Here is a 16,093-nt window from a genome sequence, read left to right on the forward strand (position 1 = left end):
TCTATCCTTAATATTCGTTAGCTAACGTCGATCTATCGCTGATCGTAGCCCCAACGCGGCACCAAGTTTTGTTCCAGCCCCATATGATCGAGCACCCTAGCCACGATAAAGTCCACCAAATCTTCAATAGATTTGGGCTGATGATAAAAGCCAGGCGCTGCAGGCATAATGGTGACCCCCATTTGGGAGAGCTTGTGCATGTTCTCAAGGTGGATGGTTGAGAACGGCGTTTCACGCACCACCAACAGCAGTTGCCCTTTCTCTTTGATCACTACATCAGCGGCACGCTCTATTAGGTTATCTGACATGCCGTGAGCAATCGCTGCTACGCTACCCGCCGAACAAGGACAAACTATCATCTGCTTCGGCGCAGCTGAACCAGAAGCCACGGGCGAGAACCAATCTTCTTTACCACACACGATCAGCTTTTCTGGCTTGCAGTTTAAATGCTCTGTCAGAGCTTTGTGGGCAGCATCTGGGCCGCTTGGCAGCTTAATATCATGCTCGGTGGCAAGCACCACGCGTGCTGCCGACGAAATCAATAGATACACGGTGTAATCTTGAGCAAGTAAACACTCGAGCAGGCGCATACCGTAAGGCGCCCCAGAGGCACCAGTAAACGCAAGGGTAATGGCTTTGTCTGCCGATTTCATTAGGCTAACGCCTCCAATAATTTCTGATGAATACCACCAAAGCCACCGTTACTCATCACCAAGATCTGATCGCCAGGCTCAGCCTGCGCTGCAATCTTAGCCACCAACGCATCAATGTCGCTGTCAACTTGAGCGGGCTGGCTGCACGCATCGGCAATGTCTTGTACCGACCATTCAATACTGTCTGGCTGAAACAAGAACACTTGGTCGGCTTTAGTGAGTGATTGGGCAAGCGTCTCTTTGTGCACACCACGTTTCATAGTCGCACTGCGCGGCTCCAACACCGCGAGAATACGTTTATCGCCGACCTTGTTACGCAGACCATCTAACGTCAGTTCAATTGCCGTTGGGTGATGGGCAAAGTCATCGTAGACCGTCACCTGATTCACTTCGCCTTTTAACTCGAGGCGTCGCTTGGTGTTGATAAACTTACCCAGTGCCTCACACGCTAAATCTGGCGTAACACCTACGTGTCTTGCACCTGCAATCGCCATCAGTGCATTATCGACATTGTGGTCACCCACCAAATCCCATTTCACCTCGCCCACTTTCGCACCATGCAAGAACACTTCAAAATGAGAGCCGTCGGCAATCAGTTTGTTAGCGTGCCAATCTGCACCAGCACCCGTATGTTCAACTTCACTCCAGCAGCCTCTACCTAAAACATCTCCGAGCGCTTTGTCGCTTTTCGGTGTCATGATCCTTCCGTTACCCGGAACCGTGCGTACTAGATGATGGAACTGCCTCTTGATCGCTTCAAGATCATCAAAAATATCCGCATGATCAAACTCAAGGTTATTCATGATCAAAGTGCGAGGATGGTAGTGAACAAACTTAGAACGTTTATCGAAAAAGGCACTGTCGTATTCATCCGCTTCGACCACAAAGAACATCGACTCACCCAGCCTCGCCGATTGTCCAAAGTTGCCCAAAACGCCGCCCACCAAGAAGCCTGGTGTATAACCGCAGTCTTCTAAAATCCAGCTAAGCATACTCGAAGTCGTAGTTTTTCCGTGCGTTCCAGACACGGCCAATACCCAGCGATCATGCAAAAGAAATTCCTGAAGCCATTGAGGTCCAGAGGTGTACTTAAGGTTGTGATTAAGGACATATTCGACACAAGGATTACCTCGACTCATCGCATTGCCAATCACTACGAGATCGGGCGCTGGGTTGAGCTGCGCAGGGTCAAAACCTTCGATGATTTCGATTCCTTCCGATTCCAATAGAGTGCTCATTGGTGGATAGACGTTTGCATCACTGCCCGTGACTCGATGCCCAAGTTGCTGGGCCAGTACAGCAGCGCCACCCATAAAGGTGCCGCAGATGCCAAGGATATGAATATGCATAACTTGCTCTCTTAAATTCCGTTGCGTCTTAGTTTACGCCATTGTCGCTATATATACCCAAAGCGTGTGTTAAAAGCGAGAAAGTTAGTGGTTAGACAAATAAATGTGACATTCATCATACAAATTACCACTCTGTACTCTTACTTCATTACCATTAAAAAGTTCTGCCCCCTACAATATCCATGTGTGTTGATGAATACCCCCAACTCGCGCAATCGTTTGATTTCGCGTCATTCCACACACATACCCCCAAGAAAATAAGTAAAAAGTTAAGGATATAACATGTCTGATATGCGCACCCTTGGCGAATTCATTGTTGAGAAGCAACATGACTTCCCCCACGCTAGCGGTGATCTCTCCTCTCTTTTGTCCTCGATTCGACTTGCTGCAAAAATTGTAAACCGAGAAATCAACAAAGCTGGCCTTGTTGATATCACAGGTGCTGTTGGTACAGACAATGTTCAAGGCGAAGCTCAGCAAAAGCTCGATGTCTATGCGAATGATAAGTTCAAAGCCGCGCTAGAAGCACGTGACCAAGTTTGTGGTGTCGCGAGTGAAGAAGAAGATGAGGCAGTCGCGTTCAATAAAGAGCTCAACAAGAACGCAAAATATGTTGTGTTGATGGATCCATTGGATGGTTCGTCAAACATCGATGTCAATGTCTCGGTCGGTACTATTTTCTCTATTTACCGCCGTATCTCACCAGTAGGCACACCTCCAACTCAAGAGGACTTCCTACAACCAGGCAATAAACAAGTCGCGGCTGGTTATGTAGTCTACGGCTCGTCAACCATGTTGGTATACACAACAGGTAAAGGCGTAAACGGCTTCACTTACGACCCGTCTATCGGTAGCTTCTGTCTTTCACACGAAAACATGATGATTCCTAAAGATGGAACTATCTACTCAATCAACGAAGGTAACTACATCCGCTTCCCTATGGGTGTGAAGAAGTACATTAAGTACTGCCAAGAAAACGTACCAGAAGAGAAGCGTCCATATACCTCACGCTATATTGGTTCGCTAGTATCTGATTTCCACCGTAACCTACTTAAGGGTGGTATCTACCTTTACCCAAGCACGCAGAGCCACCCTAGCGGTAAACTGCGTTTGCTGTATGAGTGCAACCCAATGGCATTCATCATGGAACAAGCGGGCGGCGTCGCGTCAGATGGTACCCAGCGTATTATGGATATCAAGCCGACAGAGCTTCACCAGCGCGTACCATTCTTTGTAGGTTCAAAGAACATGGTTGAACAAGTCGAGTCCTTCCTCGAAGAGTACCAAGACTAATAACTTCGAAGTGCCTCTCAATGAGGCACTTTTTGTTTTAAAAGTAACCAAGTATACTGACTGTAAACGATTCGTGTTTCAGCCCTCAGTTCCTTACGCCTAAAGGAATATCGAACAAAGAAAAGGAAAGTCAAAAATGAGCTTAAACAATGTACCTGCGGGTAAGTCACTCCCAGATGACATCTATGTCGTCATTGAAATCCCTGCAAACGCTGATCCCATCAAGTATGAAGTCGATAAAGACTCTGGTGCCGTATTCGTTGACCGCTTTATGTCAGCCCCAATGTTCTACCCTTGTAACTATGGCTATGTAAACCACACTCTATCACTGGATGGTGACCCGGTAGACGTGCTGGTTCCAACTCCGTACCCGTTGATGCCAGGCTCAGTGATTCGCTGCCGCCCAGTAGGGGTACTGAAAATGACCGATGAGTCAGGCGAAGATGCTAAAGTGTTCGCAGTTCCACACAGCAAACTGAGTAAAGAGTACGACCACATCCAAGATGTAGACGATATTCCAGAGCTTCTAAAAGCGCAAATCACGCAATTCTTTGAGCGTTATAAAGAACTAGAAGCAGGCAAATGGGTGAAAGTCGATGGCTGGGCAGATGTTCAAGCTGCGCGTGATGAAATCCAATCATCGTATGAGCGCGCTCAAGGCAAGTAGGCTTTAGACAACCGGTTTACTCCGACTGACTAATACAAACATCAAAAAGGGCTCACCAACTTGACGTTGGTGAGCCCTTTATAAATCGTGGAGGTTTTAGTAAGAAAGAGGACGTTAATAGCGACTTCGAGACGCTTTGCCGTTGTTATACCAAATCCGAAACGTCGGTCGGATATCATCGCAAATACCGCGATACAACTCGCCTTTTTTACCGAGTATTTTCGGATCTTGCTGACAGTACTCCTGTCGGCCTTGCTCGTAGCCTGCTGAATACGCTTGATACAATTCGCTATCAACACTGACATGTGATGACTGCTTCAATTCATCATCACCCTGTTTTTCATAGCCAACCAGCGCTTGCTGCTCTCCAAATTGAAACCAATCTTGCTGCGAGTTACTGCTCGGCCCGCTGTTTTGAGCGCACGCCACCAGTGTCGCGGCAAACAATGAAACCCAAATTATTTTCATTGCTCCTCCTTATTACCTTCGTCGCCGCTTGCTAGAGAAATCGCTTAATCAACGGCGATTGCGAGCGTTCTTGCCTCGCCAGTACTCTTCGTTATAGCGGCGGTCGAGGTCATTGCAAATGCCATAATAAATTTTACCATCATAGCCAAGTATAAACGGATCCTGCTTACAATAGTCCGCTTTACCTGTTGCATAGCCTGCTTGATACTGAGCAAATAGCTCAGCGGACAACTCAGGGGCTTTTTTTACCAAATCAGATTGGCTTTCAATGATGTAACCTTTCATCGCCCATTGATAACCAAAATCTTGCCAGCTTTGAGCGCTTTCTTCGGTTGGTGGCTTGAGCTGCACACACCCTGACAACAGCACAAATGCCGTAACCATTATCCCTTTTCTAAACATAGATCCTCCTTGCCACTTAGGGTTGTACGAGCCACAACCCCATCGGCATCACTGTTTATCAATCCACTTCAAATTGGTATAGGAAGGTGACAGAGCTATACAGACCAGAAACGGCTTCGACATAGAAGTCTTCAATAATGCGATAACGCACCGTAAACTCACCCAACGAGTTGAAGATACCCACGCCATATTTAACCTGTAACCCTGGCAATACGTAGCCGCTTACCGTGACCTGAGAGTCATCCCCAGAGCCTGCTGTATCGAGTTGCAGATCTTGCACACCAAATGCTTGGCCAATATCACCAACCACTTTACCGCTTCGCGCTAGACTCAAACCGATCAACGTCGTCGTTAGGGCGTTGCCGCCGGTTTCACCATCGATATCTTGTCCACGCAACAAGTAAGAAAGCGCGTTCGCCTGCGGCATTGTTGGATCCGAGAAAATATCAATTTTCGGCTCAGTCGCAAGACCAGATACTTTCACACCCGCCTTCACATCATCTGCCGTTGTATCAGGGTTACGGATTGCCGTGATGTTAACGTAGGGCTGATCGACTGGGCCTGTCAGGAGGATCTTACCTTCTTCAATCAACAAGTCCTGACCAAATGAGCTATATGAACCATCGATGATATTGATTTCACCCTGTACAAATGGCCCTTGGTCTTTTTGAGACACATGCAGTTTACCGCGCAGTCCGCCCTTAAGACCGAAGGCTGAGATAGTAAAGTCGTTACCAATGGAAATCGACACATCAGTCTCAACGTTAAATGGTACCGCCGCTTCTTCATTGACAGGGGTCATATCTGGATTCAATAACACTTGGTCGCTAGAGACAGCGACCGCACTTTGCGGTAGCTCCTCTACTAAAATACGCCCCCAAGGCAATCCGATAGAACCGGTGATTTTCGCTAATGTCGGATTGGCCTCAATCGTCATGTCTGGCACCACCTTCACTTTCACCATGGGTGGTACGTCAACATTAAGCTCATCAGCAAACACTCTTAACTTGGTTCGCCACGCTTTTAAGTCTTGCCAGTTACCATCACCTTCCAGCTTAAGCTCACCATCATTGGTTTGGATATTTGCATCAAGCAGCGCATTGTATCCATTGAAAGCAATATCGACCTTGCCAGACTCAACCTGAATCGGCGAGATATCACCTTGCAACGACAAATCCGCAACCGAGAACTGCCCATAAAGCTCTGGATGCAACGCATCACCCTTGATCTTAATGTCCGCCGCTAAATTCGCCTTCAACTGGTTAAATTCACCCACCAACGGCTGCAAAAAATCGAGATTAAATGTTGAAAGATTCAACTCACCATCAATCGTTTTTTGTTCGGCGAGCACATTTGGCAAAGTCACCTTACCAGAGAGGTCACCATTGTCGGTCACATCAATCAGCCAACTCGCGTCAAGCTTGTCATCGGCTAGGTTTGCTTTCACGCTCACCGACTCCCAACCCACCACCAATGGCGTTTCTAGATTTTGAGTCACGGTACCTTTTGGTAGTGCCACATCCAACTTCACTTGTGGGGATGTCTCAGGCGCCCATTTTGCCCAAGCAGTAATATTCGCACTGCCCTCTACCAGCATGTTTTCTGGGATATAAGCCTTAATTTGCTCAAAGTCGAAGTTTTTCACTGTGACTAAAGCTTCACCAGACTGCCCCGCCTCGATGTCTTTTTCTAGACATACTCGTGAGTCGGCCTGTTTCCAGCAGTGCGCAGCAACATTGGCCACTTGCTTATCAATATCGACTTTGATTGCCACTGGCTCAGTTAAATCAAGAGGGCCTTGCTCAGTCTCAAGATGCACCTTCGCCAACTCGCCATCCCAAACTAGGTTAGGCTTATCCGTGAGCTTGCCGCTGACCGCTAGATTTAAAGACGCTATCTTAGAAACCACATCTAGAGCTAGCGTATGTGCTGCTTGAGTACCGGAGAGTGTCAGACTAGCGGAATCGACAACTTGATCTTGATAGTTAACGCCGCGTGCATTGAGTCGGAGATCCGCTTGCGCGCTCTCAATTGGCAGAGGTTTAGCCGTACCGGATAGAGTTAACGCCTCAAGACTTGCTTCGTCCTTCCACTGGATCTTTTCGATACTCAGATCAGTGGCAATATCCGGCTCTTTCATGGCACCCTTGAGGTTAAGCTTACCGCGTAGAATACCAGAGAGATCCGGCACTGATTTCGCCAGATCGGGGAAATCGATATCGACGCTCATATTCCAGTTTTGATCAAGCTTACCGCGTGCATTAAGCTGGTTAGGACCATGGGCGACCGAAAGCCCTTGGGTATCGACCTTGAACTCCCCTTTACCGGTTTGATCGGACGCATCAAGCTGACCTTTGATGTTAATAGGGTAGTTTCTAAGTATGCCGACGATATCCAATGTCGGCACTGACACTTGCCAGCCCCCTGCATCTGTAAGAGAGCCAGACGTCACTATTTTGCCGCTAATATCGCCCTCGGCTTCTGGCCACTGCAAACCCGGCTGAATGTTAGTGAGGCTAATATCGCCTTGCCAATTCACAGGTGCAGACCAGTTCGCCATCACTTGACCCGCAACATTACCGCCTAGCGTGTCAATGGAAAGCTTACTCAAATCAATATGCTCTAAATCGCCCGCACCCTCCAAATCCACAGCAAGGTCAGGGATCTCTTTGCCTGAAGCTGACGCTGCAAGATTAACTTCATAACCTTCTAACGAGCCTTTCGCTCCTAAGGTATCGATAGATACTTGGTAATCTGATTCACCGCTCAATGGCCAATTTGCTTTGGCGCTCGTAATGGTTGCATCAAATGGAATTGTCGGCTCTAGCGGTTGAACTTGTCCTTTTAATAACCCCGAAATGAGTCCTGAAAACTCACTATCAAGCTGAAGAGTTTGCACACTACCCGAAGCATTGAGCTTCAGCTTCTGTCCCGCAAAATCGGTTTGCTTAAGGTGTGCGCCTAAATCAAGGTCAAGTGGATAGCCATCTTTCAGGGTCACCTTGCCTTGTAGACTGGCATCGACCAACGGCATTTCCAGCTCTAGCGCTGACACATCCACATCGTGCTTACCCGCCTTACCTACGAGCTTGAGCCTATCGACAATCACAGGCTCAGACTGATCGAGTTTAAAATCGAGGATCTCAATCCCGGTAATATTGACGAATAGGGGGATTAATACCTCAGGCAGTTCAATCGCCGCCGCAGGTTCGTTTGATGCCGCCGGTGCTTCTTCACTCGTTTGTGCAGTTTCCGTTGCAGGTGGCAGCGCAACCAAAGGAGAGGTTAACTTTGTCTCGCCGACCGTTAATTTAGAGCCCGTCATCGACAGTGCGGTTGAAAAGCTATCCCAACTCACCTTAGTGCCAAGAATATCCAAATGAATATCGTCAAAATTGACCTGACCAATCGCCACTGGAATTGGCAGTGTTATTTTGGTTAATGGCTCTGTAGGCTCGGGAGAGGGCTCGCTTGGTGCCACTTCCGGCATACTAAAATCAAGCCCTTGAATCGCCAGTTCATTCACACAGACTCTTGGATCTGACAGGCAATTGAGATCGACAGCCAGCGTCAGCGATTGCGCATTTAAGTCAATAAACAAGCTTTCATCTTTAAAGCTCACATCGTTAATCGTGAATCTGGGAAACAGCGCCCCTTGTGTCTCACCTACTTCAAATTGTGGCAAGGCTTTATTTACCCCCCACAATACGCTGTTAAGACCGGCATTGGTAAACAGTGCAAACGCTAACGTCGCGAGAATCAGTAAAATCAGAGTAATGAGGCCAATTGAACACCATTTGGTGACTCGCCAAACTTTCGACATCATAGTTCAGGCCCTAAGCTAAAGTGAATGCGCCATTCGGCTTGCGGTTTAGTATCCAGTCCTTTCGCATAATCGAATTTAACCGGGCCGACTGGAGAGACCCAACGTATGCCAAAACCGGCACCACGCTTCCATTCGGGATCGTCATCAAAGGCATCACCAACATCAACAAAGGTAGCCGCCCACCAGTTACCTGTTAGGCGATATTGATACTCAAGGCTGCTGGTCGCGAGATATTGGCCACCCGTTTTATTACCCGCATCATCGACAGGGGAAATGCTCTCGTAATCGTAACCACGCACACTGTTGTCACCACCTGCATAAAAACGCAGCGATGGGGAAAGTTTGGAAGGGTCACTGGCAATGTTGGCACCAATATCCACTTTGAACAAACCACGATGATTCTCACCTATGCTAGATATCCAAGTCGAGGTACCGCGAAGCCTAAACACCGAGGTTTCAGACAGCGCCCGCTCGTCACCTACTTCAAACATAATAGTTTGTTTGTTGCCACTCATCGGCAAGACGCCACCGCGTGAGACGACGCGAGAATAAGAAAGCCCGGGCAACACAAACTGACCTAGCTCACCTTGTGAATTAAATTCATAGTTCTCAACCAAGTACCGCAAGTAAGCAGTTCGATGCCAGCCGCTATCCAGCACCCAGTGACGCTCAAACGCTAGGTTCGATTCCAAGGTCTTTTTGTCGCTTCGGTTGACGTTTTTCAAACCGTATTGAATGACGTAGTAGTCTTTAAGCACATCGTCGAGAGGGATTTTATAGCTCGCCGTGACCTGCTGTTCAGGAATGGATAAGTCCAAGCTGGTTTTGAAACTATGACCATGCTCGTTCAGCCACGGCTTTTTCCAGCCAAATTTCACTTTTGCTCCCACATCTGTGGAATAGCCAAGACCGGTTTCAAACTGGTTACGCACTTGAGGTGCCAATGACACTTTCATTGGCAGCTCTCGCCCTTTCCCTACTTCAGACAGATCAGGCTCGACAAATACCGATGAAAACCACTCGGTATTGGATAAGTTTTGGTTGTGCTCACCCACCTTGGCAACTTGATATTCATCGCCAACTTTATAGGGCTGCAATGACTGCACTTTCTGAATATCGATTTGACTGCCCGTTATGGTTACCTTACCAAACTGGTAACGGATACCACTGTCATAGTGAAGTCTCACAATCGCTTCATTCCGCTCCGGGATCACTTCGAGACGGCTCATGGTATATGCGCCATCAAAGTAGCCTTTTTGCAGCGCTAAATTACGAATGCCCGATTTCAAACTGTCATATTGATTGTGATTGAGCGTATCCCCCTCTTTGAGCGGCGAGATACGAATGAGGCGCATGAAATCCTCATCCTTTTCAGCTTCACCCGTCAGCTGGACATCCACCAGCTTAATGCGGGTTGGCGACCCTGGGTTAACTTTGACCGTCAATTCATCGCCACGCTCATTCACGGAAAAGTCGAGCTTGGCGTTGTAGTACCCCAAAGCATTGAGTGCTTCGTTGATTTCTTTGGTGAGCCGAGATTGGAATCGCAGCGACGTCGAGTACTCATTCTCCGCGATCGAGGAAACGTAGGCATTAACGTTATCTTGCAGTGCGCCACTTAACCCCTGAACATCCAAAGACACGCTCCCCTCTGCAAAAACGAGTGCGGGCGATAAGGTCAAGAATAGCGGTGGTAAAAGTCTCTTTATCATGCTTTATTGTGAGGCTGTGATGCGTTTATTTTTGTTGTTACGTAGAATGATAACTCTGATTGATAAAGAAGTCTTCAGACAAGGGTGAAACAGATAAGTGACTACACTCATTTTGTTTTCAGACGCTTTGCATTTGAAATACTAGTCTAAAAAAGGAACAGACGATGCGTAAACAAGAAATGATTTCCGCCGACCAAGCACTTCCGGGTCGAGATAACGCCATAGCGAATATGGAGCCGCACTTTATCAATCAATCTGACCTTTACGCACCACTTAACGCGAAGCAAGAGAGCATTGTTTTTGGGTTAGGCTGTTTTTGGGGTGCAGAGCGCTTGTTTTGGCAATTACCGGGCGTGGTTTCAACGTCTGTTGGCTACTCTGGCGGGTTTACGCCTAACCCAACCTACGAAGAGGTATGCAGTGGTTTAACCGGCCACACCGAAGTGGTTCGCATCGTATTCGATACCACGCAAACCTCGCTAGCTGCCATTTTGCGCACATTTTGGGAAAAGCACGATCCGACTCAAGGAATGCGTCAAGGCAACGATATCGGTACCCAATACCGCTCAGCGATTTACACCACAAATGACGAACAGGCAGAGATTGCCAAGCAAACGCAGCAGCAATATCAGCAAGCGCTTGGAGACACTGGTATCACCACTGAAATTGCCCCTCTTGACGAGTACTACTTTGCCGAGGTCTACCACCAGCAATATCTTGCGAAAAACCCGAATGGCTATTGCGGTATTGGCGGCACCGGAGTGTGCTTTCCACCAGAATTAAACTGACACCTACAAAAATGCCCTCGCAATTGCGAGGGCATTTCATTTTAATTTGTTTAGCCTTTTTAGAGTGCCAATGCGGCAATCTCTCCGTTTATCTCTTTAAACGCCACCAGTTTTTGCCTGTCCTCTACTTCTGGAAGCAGCACCTTGCCGTTATCAAAACGAAACAATCCAATTCCTGCAATAAAGAACTGACCTTTAAACAACGTCTTTACGAACTTCGCAATTTGACGCGGACGATAAACCGTAAACTTACGCAGCATAACCTAACCTCAATATCCGTTTGAGTACATCTAATCGTGACCACATTTCTGCGAGTCATTTCGCAATATAGTTTGCGTTCGATTGAAATTATACTCGAAATTCTTGAGGACACAAACAAAAGTTAACAACTTTGCAACAAACTATAAATTGCTGTTATGCTTGAGATGATTTTATTGAGAGACAGACAATTCTTGGTCAAATCATCACTCATTACATTGTGGCTCACCATGAGTTCACCTAAGGTAGCCGCCCACTAAAAAATAACGGAAACTATTACAATGAAACTAAAGCCTCTCCTAACTCTTGCAATGCTGCTTGTGCCAGCATTTGCTATGGCAACCAACCTACAAGTCGGTGGAAATGCTCGCTCTGTATCGGTCAGTGATCACGGTGAACTTATCCTAAACAACGACGCAATTAACTACCAAGCTTGGAGCACTAATGACATGCTAGGTAAAGTTCGTGTCATCCAAGCAATCGCCGGCCGCAGCAGCTCAAAAGAGATGAACGCGCCACTGATGGCTGCTATCACCGCTGCCGATTTTCCAAAAGAGAGCTATCAAACCACAACTGTCATCAACCAAGACGATGCAATGTGGGGCACCAGCTCTTTCGTTAAATCTTCCGCAGAGGACAGTAAAAAAGAGTTTCCTTGGTCATCAATGGTGCTCGATAAGCACGGCTTAGTATCGAATGCTTGGCAACTAGCCGCAGAAAGCTCAGCGATTATCGTTCAGGATAAGCAAGGTAAAATCCTGTATGTCAAAGAAGGCGCGTTAAGCGAAGCAGACATTCAGCAGGTATTAGGTCTGGTTAAAGACAATATGTAACCTGTGGTAAAAGATTCTAAAAAGGAGCCTTCTGGGCTCCTTTTTTGTTGTTTTCCGGTCATAAAACTCAGGCTGAGTGTTGTTTCCTCTGGAAAATATCCTTATTTGTTATAACATAACAAACAACAGTTAAACGAGAACCGATCGCATCGTTCTCACTGGAGACCTCTGCACTCGGCTTTTTCAATAGTATTTTCACCTGCATAGGTACCCCGTATTTTACTTCGCTATTAAGGATTAATCATGAAACTAAAGATGACACTCTTAGCTGGTCTTGTCGTATCGCAGTTCGCTGTCGCTGAAGATCAATTTCGTCAACACGATGCCCATGTGCATGGCCATGTAGAATTTAACATTGCTCAAGATGGTCAAGATCTTTTGGTGGAAATCACCGCTCCAGGTGCTGATGTGGTGGGCTTTGAACACGCGCCAAAGACAGACGCTGAGAAAGCAGCAATGGCTGATGCTAAAACAAAACTGAACAATGTGAACAGCATCCTTACCATTCCAGCAGCGGCGAACTGTAAGTTGGTTGAGGCTCATGTAGAAAATACGCTAGAGAAAGGTGAACATCACGACGAGCATGATCACCATGACGAGCATAAAGATCATGATGATCACAAAGGTCACGACGATCATAAGGGACACGATCATGAAGGTCATGACCACCATGATGACCATAAAGGACATGATGAACACGAACATCATGATGAGCACAAAGACCACGACCACGACCACGACCACGACCACGACCACGACCACGACCACGACCACGACCATCATGATGGCCACGGTGAATTCTCTATTCAATATCAATTCTCTTGTGAAGACGTCGCTAAAGTCTCTCAAATTGATACACAATGGTTTACACACTTCCCTGCAACTGAGAAAGTATCTGTGAACCTGCTAACGGATAGCGCACAGTCGGCAACGGAACTGACATCAGGTAGCACAACTATTAAATTCTAAACCGTCCAACCCTCAGGCCTCGCCCGAGGCTTGAGGGTCGTTTTTAGAGGACACTATGGCTAGCGTAATCGAACTCAAAGACGTCACATTTAAGTGGCAGCCCGACCAAGCTCCAACTCTTGATATTCCCTCTCTCATCATCGAACAAGGTGAGCATTTATTTCTCAAAGGCCCAAGTGGTTGTGGTAAGTCGACATTACTCGGTTTGCTCACCGGTATAAATACGGCCACCAGCGGTGATATCTTGGCACTCGATCAAAGCTTAACTGCGCTTTCAGCGTCAAAACGCGATAGATTTCGCGCCGACCACATCGGCTATATTTTTCAACAGTTTAATTTGATCCCTTACTTGTCAGTCATCGACAATGTCACGCTGCCTTGCCACTTTTCGCAAAGACGTAAAGAAAAGGTATCTGGCTCGCTAGCTGATGAAGCAAAGCGACTTCTTGACCACTTGCGTCTGCCATCCAATTTACTGCAAAAGCCAGTTATTGAACTCAGTATTGGTCAGCAGCAACGCGTAGCGGCTGCTAGGGCACTCATCGGCCAGCCCGAATTCCTGATAGCTGACGAGCCGACCTCAGCCTTAGATCACGATAACCGTGAAGCCTTCATCGAGCTGCTCATGGAACAAGCGAACCGCGCTGAGTCGACACTCATTTTCGTCAGCCACGATCCAACGCTCGAGCCTTTATTCAAGCGTACTGAAAACCTACAAGATATTAATCAAGTGAGGCCGCTATGAGCATCACATTAAAGCTGGCGTGGAAAAGCCTACTCAACCGTAAAACCACGGCACTACTCACCATTCTGACAGTGGCGATCTCAGTTATTTTGCTAATGGGCGTGGAGCGAATTCGAACTCAAGCCAAAAGCAGCTTTGCCAACACAATTTCTGGCACAGACTTAATTGTGGGTGGGCGCTCGGGACAAGTGAACTTATTACTCTACTCTGTGTTTCGTATTGGTAACGCAACCAACAACATCGACTGGAAAAGTTTTGAAGAATTTAGCAATCATCGCGCGGTAAAATGGGCGATCCCTATCTCTCTCGGTGATTCTCATCGCGGCTTTCGAGTAATGGGCACTAATCACAGCTACTTTGAGCATTATCAATATGGTCAAAAGCAGCATCTCTCTTTAAGCAAAGGGGAAGAGTTCGATAGCTTATTTGAAGCGGTTATCGGCTCAGAAGTGGCTAAGAAGCTTGGCTATGACATCGGCACTGAGATCATTATTGCTCATGGCATCAGCGATGTGGGTTTTAGCCGCCATGAAAATACGCCATTTAAAGTCGTGGGCATTTTGGCACCCACCGGCACCCCGGTTGATAAAACAGTTCACGTGTCACTGGAAGCCATCGAAGCCATTCACGTCGGTTGGGAGTCGGGTGCAAACCTTGGCAACAATCCAAGTAAAGAACAGCTACTCGAAATGGATTTCCATCCCAAGCAGATCACGGCGATGATGATTGGACTGAAAAGTAAAATCCAAACCTTCGCCTTGCAGCGCCAGATCAACACCTATAAACAAGAACCGCTCAGCGCAATCCTCCCTGGTATTGCATTGCATGAACTTTGGGGAATGATGAGCGTAGCAGAGCAAGCGCTGTTGATTGTCTCGGTGTTTGTGGTCGTAGCAGGTCTTATGGGCATGCTATCAAGCTTATTGACCAGTCTTCAGGAGCGTCGCCGCGAAATGGCGATACTCAGAGCAATGGGGGCAAGGCCGCGCCATGTGTTCGTTTTACTGATTAGTGAAGCCACGGTTTTAACCACTATAGGTATCATTTGCGGTGTGGGTGGAATGTATGCGATGCTTGCGGTCGCAGCGCCAATCATTACCTCAAATTACGGGATTAATATTGCCTTATCTGGGATCAGTTCACACGAATGGATGCTACTTGGGTTTGTGCAGTTAGCAGGCATTATTATTGGCTTCTTCCCTGCGCTGCGTGCGTACAGACAATCATTAAGTGATGGCATGACCATCCGTATTTAGTGGGACTTCGATGAAAACCTTAAAAACGCTACTTTGTGGCTTATTGCTATCCCTGAGCGTGCTGGCTGCGCCACTGGCGATGGCTGAAACTGACTCAGATGTATTAACACTCGATTGGATTGATCTCATCCCAGAGAAAGAGCGCAATCAGTTTGATGCGATGGGGATGCCTTCAGTCGACCACTCAGGTGGTGTGATGGAACAATCGAAAGTCGGTACCGTGCGCCAAGAGCTCAATGGCAGTAAGGTAAAAATCCCTGGTTTCGTGATCCCACTCGAGGGAGATGAAAATGCGGTAACGGAATTTCTATTGGTACCCTACTTCGGTGCCTGTATCCACGTTCCACCACCGCCGCCAAACCAAATCATCTACGTGAAGTTCAAAGAAGGCGCACCTGTACACCGTCTATGGGATGTAATCTATGTAGTAGGTACGCTAAAAACAGAAACCATCGACTCAGAGCTAGCGCAAACTGGCTACTTAATCGATGGTTATGAGATTGAAGACTACGATGATGGATATGACGAAACCGAGTGGTAATTGAGCCACGTTGCAGTTACATACGAAACCGCGTGCTAGGCTGTTAGCCTATTAATGTAGAAAGATAGCCCAGCACGCCAATATAGACACACAGCAGCAAGACAACCGAGACCTGCTTTTTCATTTTGCTCTGTGGCGTATGACTCTCTAACGAGTGATTGTCTCTTGAGTGCCTCATAACGCCCTCCTCTATTATGAAGCATAAACTTAACAAAATTTTAGCATTTATCCTAGAGTTTTTACAACCGCTTCTCACATCCGTCATTTTCGGACATCAGCTCACATAAATTACGCTGGTTTTTGCACGAAATTCCCGCTAAATTGAAGGCTTAT

General features: G+C 47.2%; 16 protein-coding genes. 8 read left to right on the forward strand and 8 right to left on the reverse strand.

What is annotated here, in order from left to right; genetic code table 11:
* Positions 1-32 precede the first annotated feature (32 nt).
* Together ACVA6Q_RS22085 and mpl are read right to left on the reverse strand one after the other, a co-directional pair.
* Complete coding sequence (locus tag ACVA6Q_RS22085; RefSeq protein WP_353497247.1) at positions 33-653, reverse strand: flavin prenyltransferase UbiX; 621 nt, start codon at positions 651-653, stop codon at positions 33-35.
* Complete coding sequence (mpl, locus tag ACVA6Q_RS22090; RefSeq protein WP_418641778.1) at positions 653-2,002, reverse strand: UDP-N-acetylmuramate:L-alanyl-gamma-D-glutamyl-meso-diaminopimelate ligase; 1,350 nt, start codon at positions 2,000-2,002, stop codon at positions 653-655. Before mpl ends, ACVA6Q_RS22085 begins: the two co-directional genes overlap by 1 nt.
* A gap of 282 nt (positions 2,003-2,284) precedes the next feature.
* Here mpl and fbp point away from each other — a divergent pair, with 282 nt between their 5' ends.
* Both fbp and ppa read left to right on the forward strand, forming a co-directional pair.
* On the forward strand, positions 2,285-3,295 hold the full coding sequence (gene fbp / locus ACVA6Q_RS22095; RefSeq protein WP_446648951.1) for a class 1 fructose-bisphosphatase: 1,011 nt from the start codon (positions 2,285-2,287) through the stop codon (positions 3,293-3,295).
* Between the two features lie 136 nt (positions 3,296-3,431).
* Positions 3,432-3,962, forward strand: a complete 531-nt coding sequence (gene ppa / locus ACVA6Q_RS22100; RefSeq protein ID WP_353497250.1) for an inorganic diphosphatase — start codon at positions 3,432-3,434, stop codon at positions 3,960-3,962.
* 114 nt (positions 3,963-4,076) lie between these two features.
* Here the strand turns inward: ppa and ACVA6Q_RS22105 are convergent, their stop codons facing one another.
* Genes ACVA6Q_RS22105 through tamA form a run of 4 tightly spaced genes read right to left on the reverse strand, consistent with a single transcriptional unit; the run spans position 4,077 to position 10,370 of the window.
* Positions 4,077-4,430: a DUF2799 domain-containing protein gene (locus ACVA6Q_RS22105; protein ID WP_446648952.1), complete on the reverse strand. Its 354-nt coding sequence runs from the start codon at positions 4,428-4,430 to the stop codon at positions 4,077-4,079.
* 48 nt (positions 4,431-4,478) lie between these two features.
* The gene (locus ACVA6Q_RS22110) at positions 4,479-4,832 is read right to left on the reverse strand and encodes a DUF2799 domain-containing protein (protein WP_446648953.1); all 354 of its coding nucleotides are present in this window, start codon (positions 4,830-4,832) and stop codon (positions 4,479-4,481) included.
* A 58-nt stretch (positions 4,833-4,890) separates the two neighbouring features.
* Positions 4,891-8,658, reverse strand: coding sequence for an autotransporter assembly complex protein TamB (gene tamB, locus ACVA6Q_RS22115; RefSeq protein WP_446648954.1), 3,768 nt, complete (start codon positions 8,656-8,658; stop codon positions 4,891-4,893).
* Positions 8,655-10,370 (reverse strand): autotransporter assembly complex protein TamA, encoded by a 1,716-nt coding sequence (tamA, locus tag ACVA6Q_RS22120; RefSeq protein ID WP_446648955.1) that lies wholly within the window; start codon positions 10,368-10,370, stop codon positions 8,655-8,657. The genes tamB and tamA overlap by 4 nt, the downstream gene beginning before the upstream one ends.
* Positions 10,371-10,534: 164 nt before the next feature.
* On the opposite strand from tamA, the gene msrA reads away from it, so the two are divergent.
* Positions 10,535-11,158, forward strand: coding sequence for a peptide-methionine (S)-S-oxide reductase MsrA (gene msrA, locus ACVA6Q_RS22125; protein WP_446648956.1), 624 nt, complete (start codon positions 10,535-10,537; stop codon positions 11,156-11,158).
* 59 nt (positions 11,159-11,217) lie between these two features.
* On the opposite strand, the gene ACVA6Q_RS22130 is transcribed toward msrA, so the two are convergent.
* A complete protein-coding gene (locus tag ACVA6Q_RS22130) occupies positions 11,218-11,418 on the reverse strand; it encodes a DUF1107 domain-containing protein (protein ID WP_112460392.1) in 201 nt (66 codons plus the stop codon).
* Positions 11,419-11,697: 279 nt separating this feature from the next.
* Here ACVA6Q_RS22130 and ACVA6Q_RS22135 point away from each other — a divergent pair, with 279 nt between their 5' ends.
* From ACVA6Q_RS22135 to ACVA6Q_RS22155, 5 genes are all read left to right on the forward strand, one after another.
* The gene (locus ACVA6Q_RS22135; protein WP_353497256.1) at positions 11,698-12,249 is read left to right on the forward strand and encodes a YtfJ family protein; all 552 of its coding nucleotides are present in this window, start codon (positions 11,698-11,700) and stop codon (positions 12,247-12,249) included.
* A gap of 243 nt (positions 12,250-12,492) precedes the next feature.
* Positions 12,493-13,218, forward strand: coding sequence for a zinc uptake protein ZrgA (gene zrgA, locus ACVA6Q_RS22140; RefSeq protein ID WP_446648957.1), 726 nt, complete (start codon positions 12,493-12,495; stop codon positions 13,216-13,218).
* 55 nt (positions 13,219-13,273) lie between these two features.
* Positions 13,274-13,963, forward strand: coding sequence for an ABC transporter ATP-binding protein (locus ACVA6Q_RS22145; protein WP_446648958.1), 690 nt, complete (start codon positions 13,274-13,276; stop codon positions 13,961-13,963).
* Entirely contained in the window at positions 13,960-15,219 is a 1,260-nt protein-coding gene (locus tag ACVA6Q_RS22150) for an ABC transporter permease (protein ID WP_446648959.1), read from the forward strand. Before ACVA6Q_RS22145 ends, ACVA6Q_RS22150 begins: the two co-directional genes overlap by 4 nt.
* 79 nt (positions 15,220-15,298) lie before the next feature.
* Positions 15,299-15,760, forward strand: coding sequence for a DUF3299 domain-containing protein (locus ACVA6Q_RS22155; RefSeq protein ID WP_418642300.1), 462 nt, complete (start codon positions 15,299-15,301; stop codon positions 15,758-15,760).
* Between the two features lie 43 nt (positions 15,761-15,803).
* Here ACVA6Q_RS22155 and ACVA6Q_RS22160 read toward each other — a convergent pair whose 3' ends face one another.
* Positions 15,804-15,938 carry a hypothetical protein gene (locus tag ACVA6Q_RS22160; protein WP_353497260.1) on the reverse strand — a complete coding sequence of 45 codons (135 nt, stop codon included), beginning with the start codon at positions 15,936-15,938 and terminating at the stop codon, positions 15,804-15,806.
* Positions 15,939-16,093 lie beyond the last annotated feature (155 nt).

The sequence above is a fragment of the Vibrio sp. DNB22_10_4 genome (assembly GCF_052879755.1).

Coding starts and splice junctions, on each gene's coding strand:
- ACVA6Q_RS22085 (WP_353497247.1), bottom strand. CDS start 653: ATGAAATCGGCAGACAAAGCCATTACCCTTGCGTTTACTGGTGCCTCT.
- mpl (WP_418641778.1), bottom strand. CDS start 2,002: ATGCATATTCATATCCTTGGCATCTGCGGCACCTTTATGGGTGGCGCT.
- fbp (WP_446648951.1), top strand. CDS start 2,285: ATGTCTGATATGCGCACCCTTGGCGAATTCATTGTTGAGAAGCAACAT.
- ppa (WP_353497250.1), top strand. CDS start 3,432: ATGAGCTTAAACAATGTACCTGCGGGTAAGTCACTCCCAGATGACATC.
- ACVA6Q_RS22105 (WP_446648952.1), bottom strand. CDS start 4,430: ATGAAAATAATTTGGGTTTCATTGTTTGCCGCGACACTGGTGGCGTGC.
- ACVA6Q_RS22110 (WP_446648953.1), bottom strand. CDS start 4,832: ATGTTTAGAAAAGGGATAATGGTTACGGCATTTGTGCTGTTGTCAGGG.
- tamB (WP_446648954.1), bottom strand. CDS start 8,658: ATGATGTCGAAAGTTTGGCGAGTCACCAAATGGTGTTCAATTGGCCTC.
- tamA (WP_446648955.1), bottom strand. CDS start 10,370: ATGATAAAGAGACTTTTACCACCGCTATTCTTGACCTTATCGCCCGCA.
- msrA (WP_446648956.1), top strand. CDS start 10,535: ATGCGTAAACAAGAAATGATTTCCGCCGACCAAGCACTTCCGGGTCGA.
- ACVA6Q_RS22130 (WP_112460392.1), bottom strand. CDS start 11,418: ATGCTGCGTAAGTTTACGGTTTATCGTCCGCGTCAAATTGCGAAGTTC.
- ACVA6Q_RS22135 (WP_353497256.1), top strand. CDS start 11,698: ATGAAACTAAAGCCTCTCCTAACTCTTGCAATGCTGCTTGTGCCAGCA.
- zrgA (WP_446648957.1), top strand. CDS start 12,493: ATGAAACTAAAGATGACACTCTTAGCTGGTCTTGTCGTATCGCAGTTC.
- ACVA6Q_RS22145 (WP_446648958.1), top strand. CDS start 13,274: ATGGCTAGCGTAATCGAACTCAAAGACGTCACATTTAAGTGGCAGCCC.
- ACVA6Q_RS22150 (WP_446648959.1), top strand. CDS start 13,960: ATGAGCATCACATTAAAGCTGGCGTGGAAAAGCCTACTCAACCGTAAA.
- ACVA6Q_RS22155 (WP_418642300.1), top strand. CDS start 15,299: ATGGCTGAAACTGACTCAGATGTATTAACACTCGATTGGATTGATCTC.
- ACVA6Q_RS22160 (WP_353497260.1), bottom strand. CDS start 15,938: ATGAGGCACTCAAGAGACAATCACTCGTTAGAGAGTCATACGCCACAG.